Source organism: Micromonospora sp. WMMD558 (assembly GCF_049315255.1).
Taxonomy (GTDB): domain Bacteria; phylum Actinomycetota; class Actinomycetes; order Mycobacteriales; family Micromonosporaceae; genus Micromonospora.
In genome coordinates this window covers 5,977,189-5,993,356 of the sequence record NZ_CP186061.1, presented here as the reverse complement: position 1 = coordinate 5,993,356, position 16,168 = coordinate 5,977,189, and the positions used below count along the sequence as shown (strand labels likewise).

General features: G+C 66.2%; 6 protein-coding genes. 3 read left to right on the top strand and 3 right to left on the bottom strand.

Features of this window, described 5'->3' with window-relative positions; all coding sequences use genetic code 11:
* The first annotated feature begins 5 nt into the window (after nt 1–5).
* Nucleotides 6–1,460 (top strand): polysaccharide deacetylase family protein, encoded by a 1,455-nt coding sequence (locus ACN26Y_RS28345; protein WP_422733840.1) that lies wholly within the window; start codon nt 6–8, stop codon nt 1,458–1,460.
* Nucleotides 1,461–1,520: 60 nt separating this feature from the next.
* Here ACN26Y_RS28345 and ACN26Y_RS28340 read toward each other — a convergent pair whose 3' ends face one another.
* The 3 genes from ACN26Y_RS28340 to ACN26Y_RS28330 all read right to left on the bottom strand — a co-directional run bounded on the left by ACN26Y_RS28340 (nt 1,521) and on the right by ACN26Y_RS28330 (nt 4,236).
* Nucleotides 1,521–2,513 carry an IS481 family transposase gene (locus ACN26Y_RS28340; RefSeq protein WP_422733839.1) on the bottom strand — a complete coding sequence of 331 codons (993 nt, stop codon included), beginning with the start codon at nt 2,511–2,513 and terminating at the stop codon, nt 1,521–1,523.
* 110 nt (nt 2,514–2,623) lie between these two features.
* On the bottom strand, nt 2,624–3,565 hold the full coding sequence (locus ACN26Y_RS28335) for an aldo/keto reductase (RefSeq protein ID WP_422733838.1): 942 nt from the start codon (nt 3,563–3,565) through the stop codon (nt 2,624–2,626).
* Nucleotides 3,566–3,657: 92 nt separating this feature from the next.
* Entirely contained in the window at nt 3,658–4,236 is a 579-nt protein-coding gene (locus ACN26Y_RS28330; RefSeq protein WP_422733837.1) for a hypothetical protein, read from the bottom strand.
* Nucleotides 4,237–4,382: 146 nt separating this feature from the next.
* Between ACN26Y_RS28330 and ACN26Y_RS28325 the strand changes: the two genes are divergently transcribed.
* Both ACN26Y_RS28325 and ACN26Y_RS28320 read left to right on the top strand, forming a co-directional pair.
* Nucleotides 4,383–15,821, top strand: coding sequence for a LamG-like jellyroll fold domain-containing protein (locus ACN26Y_RS28325; protein ID WP_422733836.1), 11,439 nt, complete (start codon nt 4,383–4,385; stop codon nt 15,819–15,821).
* Between the two features lie 9 nt (nt 15,822–15,830).
* The gene (locus ACN26Y_RS28320) at nt 15,831–16,151 is read left to right on the top strand and encodes a hypothetical protein (RefSeq protein WP_422733835.1); all 321 of its coding nucleotides are present in this window, start codon (nt 15,831–15,833) and stop codon (nt 16,149–16,151) included.
* The last annotated feature ends 17 nt before the right edge of the window (nt 16,152–16,168 follow it).

Below are 16,168 nucleotides of genomic sequence, written 5' to 3'. Positions count from 1 at the left end.
CCAACATGATCAACCAGGCTACCTGGGCGCCGAACCCGGTCGATCTTTGCCAGGCGGGACCGTATCGGATTGCAAGATCGTCAGGTAACGTGGCGCCGATTGCCGACCTGCTCGTCGCGGATTTCGCCCGCTACCGACATCCCGCTGAATGTGGAGGACCGTTGTCAAATCCGATCATCGCGCCTAGATCGGTCCCCGCGTGGGCCCCGGCCAAGTGGACGCAGAACTTTCAGGCGGGCCACGGGTGGAGCATCGCCGGCGGCAACGTGGGGTCGTCGAACCTCGACGACACCAGCGAGTTCGTGCGCGGCACCCAGTCGGTCTCGATCACCACGGCGGGACATGCCACCGCGAACGGCGCGGGCGTCGACCAGGCCAACGTTCAGCGGCTCGCGGCGCCGGCGCTCGACCTGACCGGCAAGGCGATCCGCCTGTTGTTCAAGGTCTCCGACGTCTCCAAGCTGCGCTGGATCAGCTTCTACGTGGGCACGGCCAGCCTCGCCAACAGCTTCAAGTGGCGGGTGCATACGCACACGGGCACCCAGAACTGGGTGCAGACCGGCGAGTGGGTCATGGTCACCCTGCAGTGGGGCGACGTCCAGTCGGCCAGCGGCGCCTTCAGCCTGTCGTCCTCGCGGGTGCCGTCGACCACCACGGGGTTCACCGACCTGAGGTTCCAGGTGATCGATGCCGGCACCGGCCCGGTGAACGTCCGGCTCCAGTCCGTCGAGCTCGTCGACGACACGAGTGTGAGCTACTCCGAGGGCCTGGTGTCGATCACGTTCGACGACTCGTGGGCGGACGTCTTCGACAACGGGCGACCGGCGATGGACACGTATGGCTACCGCGGCACCACGTACACGATCGCCGACCAGATCGGCACCACCGCGAAGTACACCACGGCCCAATTGCGGGCGGCGCAGGACCTCTCGGGCTGGGAGGTCGCCGGACACAGCCACCGGGGCCTCATCCACGAGAAGCGATACGACGGCGTGACCGCGGACGAGGTGGACACCGACGCCGCCAATCTGCGGGCCTGGCTGGTCGAAAACGGCTTCCACGGCGACTCGTTCGCCTACCCTGGCGGCCGGTTCGGCAAGACGACGGACGGGATCAGCGTCGAGTCGATCGTGGCCCGCTACTTCGGCACCGGCCGCTCGATCATCGCCGAGGACAACCGCGAGATCACTCCGCCGCCGATGCCCTACCGGCTCCGGTCGCTGACCGGCATCAGCTCGTTCGCCAACGGCCTGTCGAACCCGGCCAACCTGGCCGGCCCGGGTGGTCTGCTCGACCGCGCCCAGCAGTCCGGCGGCTGGCTGATCCTCTGTTTCCACCGCGTCATCGACACCGCGCCGACGAACAGCGCCGAGTGCCACCGGGACGACTTCGCGGCCATCATGCGGGCCATCAACGCCCGCGGTATGACCGTCCTGCCGGTCGGCGAGGTCATCAAATAGGCCACTGCGCCGCACCTCCCGACCGGGACCCGGTCAACCGCCGTTAATAACACCAGCTACCTAGATGTTCTGCCCGGTGAGGTTGGGGACGCGGCTGGCGGGTGGGTGTCCGCCGAGTGCGGTGTGGGCGCGGTGATGGTTGTAGGCGTGGAGCCAGTCGGGCAAGGCCGCGCGTCGGGCGGTTTCTGAGGAGTACGGCTTGGCGTAGGCCCATTCCTCGGTGAGGGTGCGGTGGAAGCGTTCGACCTTGCCGTTGGTCTGTGGCCGGTAGGGGCGGGTCTTCTTGATCGTGATGCCGGCGGTGGCCAGGGGGTCGCGCCAGAGGTGGGACTTGTAGGCGGCGCCGTTGTCGGTGAGCACCCGTCGCACGGTGATGCCGCAGCTGGTGAACCAGGCGTGGGCGCGGTGCCAGAACGCGACCGCGGTCTCGCGGGTTTCGTCGGTGAGGATCTCGGTGTAGGCCAGCCGGGAGTGGTCGTCGATGGCGGTGTGCAGGTAGCTGTAGCCGATGACGGGTGCCCGCCGGTGGTTGCGGGTGACGCCGGCGGTGGCGGCGCGGTTGCGTTTGCCCTGCTGGCGTCCTCGGGTGCGCCAGCCACCACCGTCGGGGATGTTGCCCAGCTTCTTCACGTCGACGTGGACCAGATCGCCGGGGGCGGCGTGTTCGTAGCGGCGCACCGGTCGTCCGGTGGCCCGGTTCAGGTGCGCCAGCCGCGCCACCCCGGCTCGGGCCAGCACCGCATGACACGTCGACGCGGCCAAGCCGAGCCGGCCGGCGATCCGTGCGGGTCCCCACCGCCGCTTCGCCCGCAGGTGCAGCACCTTGCGCTCCACCGGCGCCGGCGTGCGTCGTGGTGAGCGCAGTGGGCGGCTGGACCGGTCGACCATCCCCGCCGGCCCCTGGGCGCGGTAACGGTCCGCCCACCGCTTCGCCGTGGTCGGGCTGACCTGGAACCGCTCCGCAGCCCGCCGCAGCGGCCAGCCATCGTCCACCACACAGCGGGCCAGACGCAGCCTGCCGGTCTCCGACAACGGGGCATTACGGTGGGGCACGAGGACCTCCCTTGGGTCAGGTGCGGCTGTCTGGTAGCTTCGCACCTACTCGGGAGGTCCTCATCCCTTCAAGATCCCGGACACGTCACCAACGTCCATGGACAGAACACCTAGACCGTCGCAGCCAGGTAGTCGATCATGCGGGCCTTCTGCCCCTCGTCGGGCAGGGGGCCTTGCAGCGCCCGCATGTTCTCGGTGACCTGCTCCGGGCTGCCCGCGGGCGGCAGGGCGACCGTGACGGCCGGATGGGCCAGCACGTACTTCAGGAAGAACTGCGTCCACGTAGTCGCACCGAAATCGGCCGCCCAGCCGGGCACCGGACTACCCGCGACCATCTGGTGCAGCCGGCTTTCCTCGGTCGGCATGGTGACGATGACGCCGATGCCTCGCTCTGCGGCGAGCGGCAGGATGTGCTCCTCGGCCGTCCGGGTGAGGATCGAGTAGCGAACCTGGACGACGTCGACGCCCGCGTTGCGCATCAAGATCTCGACGGCCGGATAGTACCGCGTGTCCTGGTGACCGACGCCGACGTACCGGATCGTCCCGGCCGTCTTCCACCGCCGCAGCAGGGGTACGGCGGCCTCGGTGTCGGCCAAGTCGCCTACGTGCAGCAGGTCGATCTGCTCGCGCCGCAGTCGCGCTGTTGCCGCCCGGAGCTGACGATCGTCACCGCGAAGTGGCTGGGTCAGGAACATCTTGCCGGCGATGCCGAGGCCGGTGGCGACCTCGTAGAAGGCGAGCTCAGAGTCACCGGACAGGCCAGAGGTGTCGATCACCCGGCCGCCGGCTTCCCAGTACGCCTTCACGAGATTGCGCAGGTAGGAGCGCTGCGCGGGTCGCCCACCGAGGCTGGTGAGGGCGAGCCCGATCGCCGGGAGTCGCTCGCCGGTACGCCCGAGGGTGCGCAGCCCGGGCGGGGCGGCGTGCGCGGCCCGCGCATGGCCCGTGATCCCCGCGGCCAGCATGCCTACCCCCGCCAGACCGGCGGTCAGCACGCCGCGCCGGGTCGGCCGGGTGAGCAGGAATGCCGGTGTCGGAAGCTTGGATGTCACGGGGTTCCTCCCACCTGTACCGCTGACCCAAACGAGCGGTAGCCGACCGCACTCTAGCGAAGATCGGCGACGCGGGGGCAACCCCGCGCGCATCAAGCCGCGTTGTTGGCGAGGGTCTTGAGAAGCGCGTTCAGCTGTGCTCGCAAGGTGTCCGGTGACGCGGGGTCGAGGGCCCGTACGCCTGGGGTGTTCGTGTTCGTCCCTACGACCATGAATCGCACCTCGGGGTGCTTGCCGGCGACGTCGGCGGTGGCGTCGACCTGAGCTTGTCCGACCGCAATGACGGCGCCGCAGCGGCGGCCCACCAACGTGTTGAGGTAGACGGTGGCGTTCACGGTGGTCTGCGGTCCGTTGACCGGGAGGTACTGAGCCCGTACCCGGCTGACGGCTGAGGTGTCCTGCAGGGCGGTCCAGATCGTGGCCGCCGGCTCGGCCGTCACGCCGGACTCATCGGTGAGCAGGCAGGCGGTCGCATCGAGATATTCGCGCTGGCGCGGGGGGTCCGGCCAGAGGGCCCAGGTGGTCAGCCCCGCGACGACGGTGACAGCCGAGCCCAAAGCGATCCAGCGGCGCCGGCCCGCCGCGAAGAACGTGACGATTTGCCCCTGTGGAATCACGGAGCGGTGTGGCTTGCTCCGCTGCAAACGTTGTGGCCTCGGCTTTTTCGACACCGAGAGAGGGTACGCACGTCTTCGCCCGTAATCAAGATCTTGCTAACAGTGATGATCTTAGGGCATGCTGCCGCGGCACCTTTGCATCAGCCGTGAGGACGGGGCTCACTATGAGGCGGCGTATCGCTGTCGTGACCGCGCTAACCGTGGGTTTGTCGCTGGGCGTGCCGCCGGAGGTGATCCCGGCGGACGGCGGGTGGCCGTTGTCGGGTCTGCTCTCCACGTTGCGACAGGCGCCCGCACTGGCTGCCGTCACGGGGTTGCCGGTCCAGAGGTGGGCTGGTGGTGCCGCCGACGTCAACCATTACGTGTCGAGCGCAGTGACGACCGTTGATGGCGGCGCAGGAAAGGCGCCGGACCGAGGCAAGGGCGTCGTCGATCCGGCGTTGCCGACGAACCCGGCGTCGAAGGCGTTCAAAACGCCCAAGAAGCCCGGTGACGAGACGAGCTTCAACGAGAAGACCAGCAAACGCCTGCCGGAGCGTTCGACGGCTACCTACGACGAGTTCCTTAACGAGGACGGTTCGATCACCCGGCAGATCCATGAGGAGCGGATCAACTACCGGGCGGCCGACGGCACGTACCATCCGATCGAAACGACGCTGACCAAACGAGGCGATCGGATCGAGGCAGGTGCCAACTCGGTCGGCGTGACCCTCGCGGCGACGGGTTCGAACGAGCCGGGGACGGTGTCACCGGCGCGGGTCGCGTCAGCTGAAGAGGCGTTGGCGTCGGTGACGACCCCGGCCGGTCAGAAGTTCGCCTACGACCTTGCGGGCGCGGCGGAGGTCCCCGCGGTCGTGGAGCAGTCGAAGGCGACCTACCGCGACATCCTGCCGGGCACCGACCTCGAGGTGCAGATCACCAAGAACGGCCTAAAAGAGACGATTATCATTGACTCCCCGGCGGCCGGCAACGAGTGGCTGTTTCCGTTGAAGCTGGAAGGGCTGACCGCGAAGGAAAAGGCCGACGGTTCGGTCGACCTGCTTGGCGCCGACGGCAAGGTCGCGCTCCGGGTGCCGGCCGGCCACATGCAGGACTCGAGGGTCGACGCGAAGTCGGGTGCGCCGGCGCAGTCGGCAAGTGTGGACTACCAGCTGGTGACCGTCGATGGTGCGCCGGCGCTGAAGGTGACCGCCGACGCGACGTGGCTCAACGATCCGGCTCGGCAGTATCCGGTGCGGATCGACCCGTCGGTGAGCTATCCCGAATCGACCAGTATCAGCAGGGACGCGTACGTCGACAACGACCCCTCGACGGCCGACCACTACGACGGCGACAACCTGCCCGTGGGTACGTTCAACGGTGGCACGACCAAGGCCCGGTCGTTCCTGCACTTCGACAACCTCAACGGCGATGGCCTCATGGGGGCGCAGATCCGCTCGGCGAGGCTGGTCGCTTACCACACTTGGTCGTACGACTGCACCAGTCACCTCCCCATCTCTGTGCACCGTGTCCTTGAGCCCTGGGACCGGGACAAGATCGGGAACGGCGCATTGTCGAACGCTCCTGATTACACGACACCAATCGGCTCGTGGACAATCTCGGACAACTCACCGGCGTGCGGGAACACCGCCGGTGACCGGTCGGTGGGCGCGTGGCGGGCGGTGTCGCTGCCGGTAAAGACGTTCAACGGCTGGACCAGCGGCACCGTGGCGAACTTCGGTCTGGCGTTGACCGCCTCGGAGACCGATTCGGCCGGCTGGAAGCGGTTCACCTCCAAGGACGCCGCTGGCGGCACGTACGCCCCGTACCTGTCGCTGACCTACGACTACAACGTAGACCCCCAGGTCAACGAGCAGTACCCGGCGTACGGGGCGTCGGTGGCGACGCTGCGGCCGGAACTGGTGGCCGACGCAGTCGACCCGGACAACTGGCCCAAGTCGATGCGGTACCGGTTCGTCGTCTATGCCAAGGACGCGAAGACGCAGATCGCGACCTCGTCCTTGATCACAAAGAAGTCGTGGACGGTTCCGGCCGGGACCCTGGTGTGGGGGGAGAACTACTACTGGACCGTCGAGGTCGAGGACGGCCTAACCTCCAACGCCAAATATCTGGTGAAGCAGCTACTCACCACACCGGTGCCGCAGCCGCCGGTCACGTCCGGGTTGTCGCAGAACACCGGGCAGGGTTTCGATCCAGTCATCGGCAACTACACATCCACTGCCCGGGACGCGACGGTCACCACGGTCGGGCCGCCCCTGGAGATCGCCCGCTCATACAACAGCATCGACCCGCGCACCGATCAGGCTTTCGGCGTGGGCTGGTCGAGCGTGCTCGATGCCCAGGCCATGGAGAAGACGGCGACCGTCGGGAGCAGCACTGCGGTCAACACCGTGACCGTAACCCACCCGGACGGCCGCGAGACAACGTTCGGCCGTAACGCCGACAACACGTTCTCCTCGCCCGCGGGTCGATCCGCCACCTTGAGCAAGCTCGACGCCGGCGGGTATCGGCTCATCGAGAAGAGCGGTACGACCTACGAGTTCGGGCGCACGCTCGCCGACGGCAAGTTCGGGATCTCCACGATCAAGGACAGCGCCGGTCTCGCCCACACCTTCACCTACACCAGCGCCAACCTCGTCTCGCGTATCCTCGCCGCGTCCGGCCGCACGCTGAACTTCCAATGGACGGCCACGTCGCCACCGCGGGTGGCCTCGGTAACCACGAACGCGGCGGTGGCCGGTGACGCGAGTACCGCGAATACGTGGACGTACACCTACACCGCTGGCGCGCTGACCGCGGTGTGCCCGCCGACAAGTGCGACAGCCTGCCACACCTACGACTACGCCACCTCGCGGTCGGTGTATCCGACCGCGGTCGCCAACGTACGGCCGTACTCATATTGGCGGTTGAACGAGCCGGTCGGCCGGAACACGGCTCAGAGTTCGGTGCTGGAGAACGGGGGCACCGACGGCGGCACGTACACCGACGTGACGCTGGGCCAGCCCGGCCCGCTCGCCGGATCGACCGCCACGGCGGCCGGCTTCAACGGTACGACGTCACAGGTTCAGCTGCCGTTGAAGCTGGCTGGCGACGCCACGAACCAGGCTATCAGTATGTGGTTCAAGACCACCCTCAGCGACGGCGCCGGTGTCCTTTACGGCCAGTCGATGGAGGACGTCACCTCGACCGCGACCAGCACCTACCGGGCCTACAACCCGACGCTGTACATCGACTCGAACGGCAAACTGAGGGGCGGCTTCCCGAAGGCGCCACAGAAGGGCACCTTGATCGGCCCGCTGCAGTCCTCGGGCAACGGTCAGTGCCTGACCGTGTCCAGCACCAACGGCGCGGCCGTCACGCTGACCAATTGCACGGGTGGGGCCAACCAGAACTTCACCTGGACGCTGGACGGGATGCTGAAGGTCACCACCGGCGGGGTCAGCAGGTGCCTGGACACCGAAGACCACGGCTTCACCAACGGCAGCGATCTGGTCGCGGGCGCCTGCGACATCACACAGGGCAACCAGACGTGGGACGTTCAGGTAGACGGCCAGATCGTCAACGTCAACTCCGGTCTGTGCCTGGAGTCCGAGGGCATGGCGAGCGGCGCCCCGATGCACATCTGGACGTGCAGCAACAACCGGCCGCTGTATCAGCTGTTCCCCTATGGCAAGCACGACCCGATGGTGTCCGAAAACAAGGTGGTGGCCGACGGTCAATGGCACCACGTGGTGTTGTCGGCCTCTGGCAACCGGCAGGAGCTGTTCGTCGACGGGGAGCGGGTCGACTCCGAGAACGACGTGACCGTGCAGGACATGAGCCCGAAGAGTTCCTACCTCGGCAAGGGTTTCCTCGGCGGCGGCTGGCCCAACCAGCCGCACTACGACGACGTGTCGAATCAGGGCCGGATCGAGCGGTTCACCGGGTCGATCGCCGAAGTGGCGTACTTCGACTCGGCCCTGGAACGGCCAGTGGTCGAAACACTGAAGAATGCCAACGCGGCCGTCAAGCCGATGACCAAGGCATCGCGTCCCTCGGGCGGCACCGCCGCCGCCATCGTCTATGACGGCGACACCGGCCGGGTGACTCAGCTGACCGACGGCAACGGCGGTGTGTGGAAGCCGCGAGCCCCCGTACTCATGGGCTCCACCAAGGTGTACGAGAGCGCGGTGCTCGGTGGCGCACCGTCGAATTACTGGCGCTTGGCCGATCCCGCGGGACACCAGCAAGCGGCCAACGAGGTCAACGGTGGTGACGCCACCTTCAACAGTGTCGACCTGAACGTGGTGGACGGCCCGTTCGGCAAGGAGCACGGCTCGGCGGCGTTGTTCGACGGCGCCAGCTCGTTCGTGGCTCTGCCCTCCGAGATGACGCCGGCCACGACCAGCTCGGTGTCGATGTGGTTCAACACCAGCGCCTCCCGCAGCGTGCTGCTCGGACCGAGCCCCAACACACCCAGCCCTGTCGGTCAGTACGACGTGCCAACGATGTGGATCACTTCGGACGGCAAACTGCGCGCGCTGTCGCCGTCAACGACACCGACCGGCCCGATCAACGCGGTCAGCGCGGCCGGCAAGTGCGTCGATCTCACCAGCAGCACCACCACCAACGGCACCGACATCCAGTCCTACACGTGTAACGGCACCGCCGCCCAAAACTGGTCACTGGTCCCCACCGACACCACCAACAGCACCTTCACGATTCAAGCGTTCGGCAAGTGCATGGTCCCGCAGAGCGACGGCACGGCCAACGGCACGCCGGTCGAGATCTGGGACTGTGTCCCGAGCAAAGCCGCCCACAAATGGCGGGCCGACGGCGGGATGCTGCGCAACGTGGGTTCGTCCCGGTGTCTCTACCTACCGGGCTCGTCCACGGTCGACGGCACGAATCTTCAGCTGTACGACTGCAACCAACTCACCGGACTGGGGTGGCGTCCCTCGCTGGCCAGCAAGACGGCGGTCAACGACGGTAAATGGCACCACGCGGTGCTGACCACCGACGGCACCACGCAGACGCTCTACGTCGACGGGGCCGTAGCACAGTCGTCGACCGGCCCCACGAAGCTCACGCCGGGAACATCGCGTTACTCGCTGGGCTCCGCCAAAATCGGCTCTGTCGTCGGCGGCAACTTCTGGGGCGTCGACGGCGGAACGAACTACTTCAGCGGTAGCCTCGCCGAGGTCGCGTTCTACCAGTCCGTGATCGACCAATCGCAGGCGTCGTACCAGTTCAAGGCACGTAACGCCGTGAAGTCGGCACCCACGGGCGAGGTCGAGTACCGGGTGCAGGGCCCGGACGACTCCATCACGGCGACGACCAACGACCTGATGTACGGGCGCAAGGTCGCCGACGTCAACGCGTTGGGCAACACCACCCGGTACGGCTACAGCGGCAAAGGCCAGCTACGGACGGTCACCGATCCCAACGGCAACATGACGATCAACGAGCACGACGCGCGTGGCAACGTCGTAGCGGTCACGACCTGCCAGGACCGGTCGGCGAATCTGTGCTCGACGGCGTACTCGAGCTACTACCCGAACGCCACCGACGCCAACCCGCCGCCGAACAGCCTCAACGACCGGCTGATGGAGGTCCGCGGGCAAGGTTCCACCTCGGCGACCGACAGCACGTACCTGACCACGTACACCTACGACGCGAACGGCAACCGGACCAGCGAAACCGACGCGCTCGGCCGCCGCACGACAATCACCTACACCGACGGCACCACGGCCGGTCCCGCCGGCGGCGGCTACGGCACCGCAACAGCACCGGCTGGCCTGCCGTGGAAGGTGACCAAGCCCGACGGCAGCCTCCAGCGGATCCTCTACTACGCCAACGGTGACATCGCCGAGCAGACCGACCCGGCCGGTGCGATCACCCGGTACGAATACGACGGACTCGGCCGCACCACCAAGGAGATCGAGGTCGTCAACGGCAACGTCGGACCGACCACCACCTACACCTACGACCGCCTGGACCGGGTCGTGACGGTGGCCGACCCCGCGGTCACCAACGCGGTCACCAGCGCGAAGCACAGCCCGGTGACGACGCTGGTCTACAACGTCGACGGGTCGCTGACCTCCGAAACAGCTGCGGACACCACCGGCGGCGACGCTTCCCGAACGCTCAGCTACGGCTACGACACCTTCGGCCGACGGATTTCCCAGACCGACGCGACGAACAAGACCACCGAGTTCCGCTACGACGCGTACGGGCGCCTGACCAAGGAGATCAACGCCGACGGCAGCACCGTCGAGACCACCTTCGACGCGGTCGGTAACGAACTCAAGACCGTGGTGAAGAACTGGACTCCACCCGAAGGTGGTACGGCGAGAGACTTGACGATGCGGTCGCTGGCCTACGACCCGGCCGGCCGGCTGGCGTCGGAGACGGACGCCATGGGCTGGGTCACCGAGTACACCTACACCGACAACAACCTGCCGCGCACGGTGGTCCGCAAGGACCCGAGCACAGGCGCGTCGTACGTGATGGAAGACAACACGTACAACGCCGCAGGTCAGAAGGTCGCGCAGGTCACCAACAACGGCCGGTCCAAGTCCACCGGCACCTACGACGCCGCGGGCCGAACCCTGACCGCGACCGCGGAGGTGACCGACACCAACGGTACGACCAAACGCATCACCAGCTACGAGTACTCGGTCGAGGACGACGTCGTCAGCACCACGCTGTCCAATGGCACCACCACGCTCGGCCGCTCCGACACCGCGTACGACAGGCTCGGCCGGGCCCGTCAGCAGACCACCTTCCTCGCCGACGGGTTGACACCGACGACGCGCTGGAAGCTCGACCAGACCGGCGGCGCCACGACCGCGGACGCTGCCGGCAACAACACCGGCACGGTCGACGGCACCGTTGCCTGGTCGACCGACCGTGGTGGCTCGGCGTCGTTCACCGGCAGCACCGCCGGATCGATCGTCGGTCAGGCGCCGGTGGACACCACCCGGGCGTTCACCGTGGCGGCCTGGGCCAAGCTGACGGACACCAGCGCCGACCGGCATGTCCTGGTCATGGGAGGCGATCTCAACAACTCGGCGCTGAAACTCTATTACGACAAGGCCGCCAACTCCTGGCGGCTGACCATGGCAGTCCGCCGAGCGGACGGCACGGTCGGGTTCCAGTCCAGCAACTCCACCATCGGGTCCGCCACCTCAGCCTGGCAGCACCTGGCGGTCGTGGTCACGCCGGCCACCACGCCCGGCGGCGCCAGCACCGCTTCGCTGTATGTCGACGGCGTGGTCAAGGGGTCACTCTCGACCACGGAACACTTCAACAACCAGGCCACCGACCTGCGTGTCGGCGCCCAGACGGCCGGATCCGGACTGTTCGCCGGTCTCATCGACGACGTCCAGTCCTACCAGCAGGCTTTGACGTCGGCCGAGGTCGGCCAGCTGCTGGCCGGAACGGCGCCCGCGGCGACCGCGCAGGTCAGCCGCACCACCTACGGTCTGGACACCAGCGGCTCGGTCACCTCGGTGACCGGTCCCAATGGGCAGACCAGCTACATCCTCAACGACGAAGCCGGCAGGGGCGTGGTGACCACGAGCCCGCCGGTGAGCACGGTGCTCGGCGAAGGTGCCCCAGTCACCGCGGTGGCGGAGAGCCGGGTCGGTTTCAACACCTTCGGTGAGGTCACCGAGCAGCAGGACTCGTACGGCAACGTCACGATCAACCGTTACGACGCGCTCGGCCGGATGGTCGAACAGGAATCGCCTGCCTACACCACGCCTGAGCCGTCACAGACGACGCTGACGGCGAAGACGACGGTCGAGTACGACGAGGTTGGCCAGATCCGGTTCAGTACCGACCCGCTCGGGGCGAGGACCGAATACAAGTACGACCTGCTGGGACGAAACACCGAGATCGTTGCCCCGGACCAGGGTGTCACCACGTACGAGTACGACCTGCTGGGCAACCTGCTGTCGCACACCGACCCGAACGGTGCGAAGGCGTCATCGACGTTCGACTACCTCGGCCGTACGCTGACCAGCACCTCCGCCGTACGCCAGACCGGCGCCGCGTACACCACCGAGTACCGGTACGACAGCGGCAGCCCGTGGCCGACCTCGGTGACCTCGCCGACGAAGGTCGTGACCAGATCCGAGTACAACAGTGTCGGCCAGCCCACCCGGATCACCGACGGGGCGGGCCAGGTCACGACGATGACCTATGACGGTGCCGGCCGGGTGATCCGCACGACCGCACCGGACGGCACCTACTCCACGGCCGCCTACGACTTCGCCGGCCGGCAGTTCAGCGCGTCGGACTACTCGGCAGCCGGGGTGTTGCTGCGCAACGAGTCGCAGCGTTTCGATGTCTCCGGCAACCCGGTCGCGCTCACCGATGCCCGTAAGGCCACGAAGACGTTCGCGTACGACACGCTCGGGCAGTTGGTGACGCAACGTGAGTCGATCGGCCCGTCGCAGACGATCACGACAGAGTTCGGTTACGACCTGAACGGCCGGCAGACCCGGTTCACCGACGGCCGGGGCAACAAGTTCGTGACCACGTACAACGCGTGGGGTCTGCCCGAGTCGCAGATCGAGCCAGCTACGACGTCGACGCCGAACACGGCCGACCGCACCTTCACCATGACATACGACAAGGGCGGCCGCCTGACACGGCTGGACTCGCCGGGTGGGGTGACGGTCACCTCCGAGTACGACGCGATGGGGCGCCTGCTCAAGAGTTCCGGTACCGGCGCGCAGGCCACGACCACGGACAAGACCTTCACCTATGACAAGGCCGGCCGGATGGCGTCGTTCGCCGGTTCCGCCGGGACGAACCAGATCGCCTACGACGATCGGGGTCTGGTCACCTCGATCAGTGGTGTCTCCGGGAACTCCTCGTACACCTACAACGGTGACGGTGCGCTGACCTCACGGGCCGACGCCGCCGGCACGACGTCCTACAGTTACGACACGGCAGGCCGGCCGCTGAAGGTCGAGAACGCGACCGCGGGCGTGAACATGACGTACGGCTACGACGTCATGTCGCGGGTGGAGAAGATCAACTATCCCGGTACGGTCCGGACGTTCGGCTACAACGATCTGCAGCAGCTGACCTCGGACACGCTGAAGAATACGTCCGGCACCACGATCGCCAAGATCAATTATGAGTGGAACCTGAACGACAGCCTGACGAAGAAGACGACCACCGGGTTTACCGGGGCGTCAACCAACACATACGAGTATGACCTGGCCAACCGGCTGACCCTGTGGGACAACGGCACCACCCCGGTGGTGTACGCCTACGACAAGTCCGGCAACCGCGTCCAGGCCGGAACCACGACGTTCACCTACGACCAGCGCAACCAGCTGGTCTCCGACTCCTCGGGTACGACCTACCAGTACACGCCACGCGGAACCCTGCAGTCGACCACCAGCGGTGGACAGACGGTCGTCACGCAGACCGATGCGTTCAACCAGGTGACGGTGCAGGGCACCAAGACCGGGGGATCGACGAGTTACAGCTACGACGGCCTGGGCCGGATGCTGCAGGCCGGGATGAGCTACACCGGTCTCGGCAACGACGTCGCCGCCGACGGCAGCACCGTCTACGTCCGCGACGTCGCAGACAGCCTGGTGGCGGTAACTTCCGGGAGCGCGAGACGCTACGCGTGGACCGACGCCCACACCGACGTGGTCGGCGAGTTCACCGACACCGGTACCGCGTTGACCGGTTCGGTGTCCTATGACCCGTGGGGCAAGGTGCTCTCCGCTACCGGCATGGTCGGCAAGTTGGGCTTCCAGCAGGAATGGACGGATCAGACCACCGGCAAGGTCAACATGTGGTCGCGGTGGTACGACCCGCAGACCGGCGCGTTCGACACCCGCGACACCGCTGACAACAGTCCGACCCCGACGTCGGGTTCGGCTAACCGCTTTGCATATGCCGAAGGCGATCCGCTGTCGAATACCGACACCACCGGTAACGCGGTGGATGGCAAGTGCGGCGAATACGACTACGCCTGCGCACTGCGCCGCTACCAGGCCGCGATGGATGTCTACAACGATGCGATGGAACAACGCGACCGCGACATGCAGGCCGCTGGGGCGCAGATCGCGCAGCAGGAGGCCGAGTTCCAGCGGGCGCAGCGGGAAGGCCAGGTCTCACTGCTGGACATTCTGCTCCAGGTCGGCGTCGGCATGCTGCTCGACATGATCGGCTACAACGCGTTGCAGGGCTGTCTGGGTGGCAGCCTCTGGGACTGCGTCGATCTGGCATCCAACGCGTTGGGTCCGATCAAGGCGCTCAAGGTGGGCCGGTCGTTGTACAAGGCCGCGGAACGGGCGTTTGAGGGTTACCGGTTGTGGAAGCGGATCATCGACGGTGCCCAGACGACGATGCGGCGCGCATACGATGCGATCAACGCCGGCCGAAAGCTGCTCAACGATGTAATGAAAAAGGTGCCCAAGAAACCGAAACCACCGAAGAAGAAAAAGAAACCCGCCGCGAAGAAGAAGCCCAAACCGAAACCGAAACCCAAGCCAAAGCCGAAGCCGTCGAAACAGGCAAAGCCGGAGAAGCCGCAGACCGCACCGAAGAAGGAAAAGGCGCCGACCAAGCAAGTCAAACCGAAAAAGCCGGAGCCAACGAACAAGGAACCCAGAAAGGAGAACCGGCGCGCCGAGGAGCAACACGACGTCACCGCCTCGGACAATGCAAAGCAAGACCCGGCGGACCTCGCCTCCTGCGCGCCTCGGCACAGCTTCGACCCGGACACCCGAATCCTGATGGCTGACGGCACCACGCGGGCGATCTCCGAAGTCACCATCGGTGACGAGGTCCGGGCCACCGACCCGGCCACCGGGCAAGACGGTGCCCGTCAGGTCACCGTGCTGCATGCCAACCGTGATCTGGAACTGACGGATGTCACCGTCTCCGACCAGCCCGCCGACACCACGGCGGACAGAAAGCCCGTGAACGAGGGCAACGGCGACCGCAGCACACGCGGACCGACCACGACGGTCCTCAAGACCACAGCCCACCACCCATTCTGGGACGCCACCACCGGCACCTGGATCGACGCGGCCGACCTGGTCCCCGGCGAATCCACCCTGATCGGCCCCGACGGACAGATCCAATACGTCACCGCGGTCCGCAACTTCACCGGCTCCAAGGTGATGCGTGACCTCACCGTCGACGACATCCACACGTACTATGTGATGGCCGGTGACCAGCCGGTCCTCGTACACAACTGCGGAGGCTCAGATCCAGATCACGCGACATCTTGCCGCTGTGCGAATGGGGCACCTCCGCGCATGGCAGTCGAGGAAGGCGAAGTAGGCCGTTTCGGCGACCTGGAAGATAGGGCCCGATCTGGTGATGGACTTACACCCAATCACATTCCACAAACTGCTTTGGCTCACCTTCCCCACCGTGATCATGCGGCCGTAATGATGTCGCATGCAGACCACCTCCTGACTAGAACGTATGGTTCCAAGGGCAGGAAGACCAAGCGGCTCGACGCAGGCCTGAGCTTCCGAGAGGTTCTCGCGAAAGATCTCTGGGACCTTCGGAAGATCGGACAAGATGTCTACGGGGATGCCAGCCACTTCAACCCGCAGATCAAGGGCATCATGCAATATTATAGAACGAATTACCCGCATCTTCTGTGAGAGGTAGTCGTGACAGTCAGGGATGAGGTTCGCGTCTTCTGTGAGTTTGGTCCATTGCCGTCGGAGGAAGACGACTCGGAAGAGGGCGACGAGGCGTTTGAGCAGCTAGAGCTAGCTCTACACGCGATTGAGAAGCCCGTTACGGACGAGGAGGCGCGGCTGCTCGTAGGTAGCTTTGGGGTTGACGAATGCTTTGGCCTGGCCTGGACGCTGCTTCATTTGGTGGAGTCGGCACCGTCACCCGTGGTCACTATTGAGCCGCCGCCGGAATCTAATGAATGGATCCTTCGGCTATGGAAGCGTTACCAAAATACGTTGACTGATCAGTGATATCTTTGTTGGTATCG

What these genes read in the sequence shown, in the direction of transcription:
- ACN26Y_RS28345 (WP_422733840.1), top strand. Translation starts at nt 6, where the DNA reads ATGATCAACCAGGCTACCTGGGCGCCGAACCCGGTCGATCTTTGCCAG.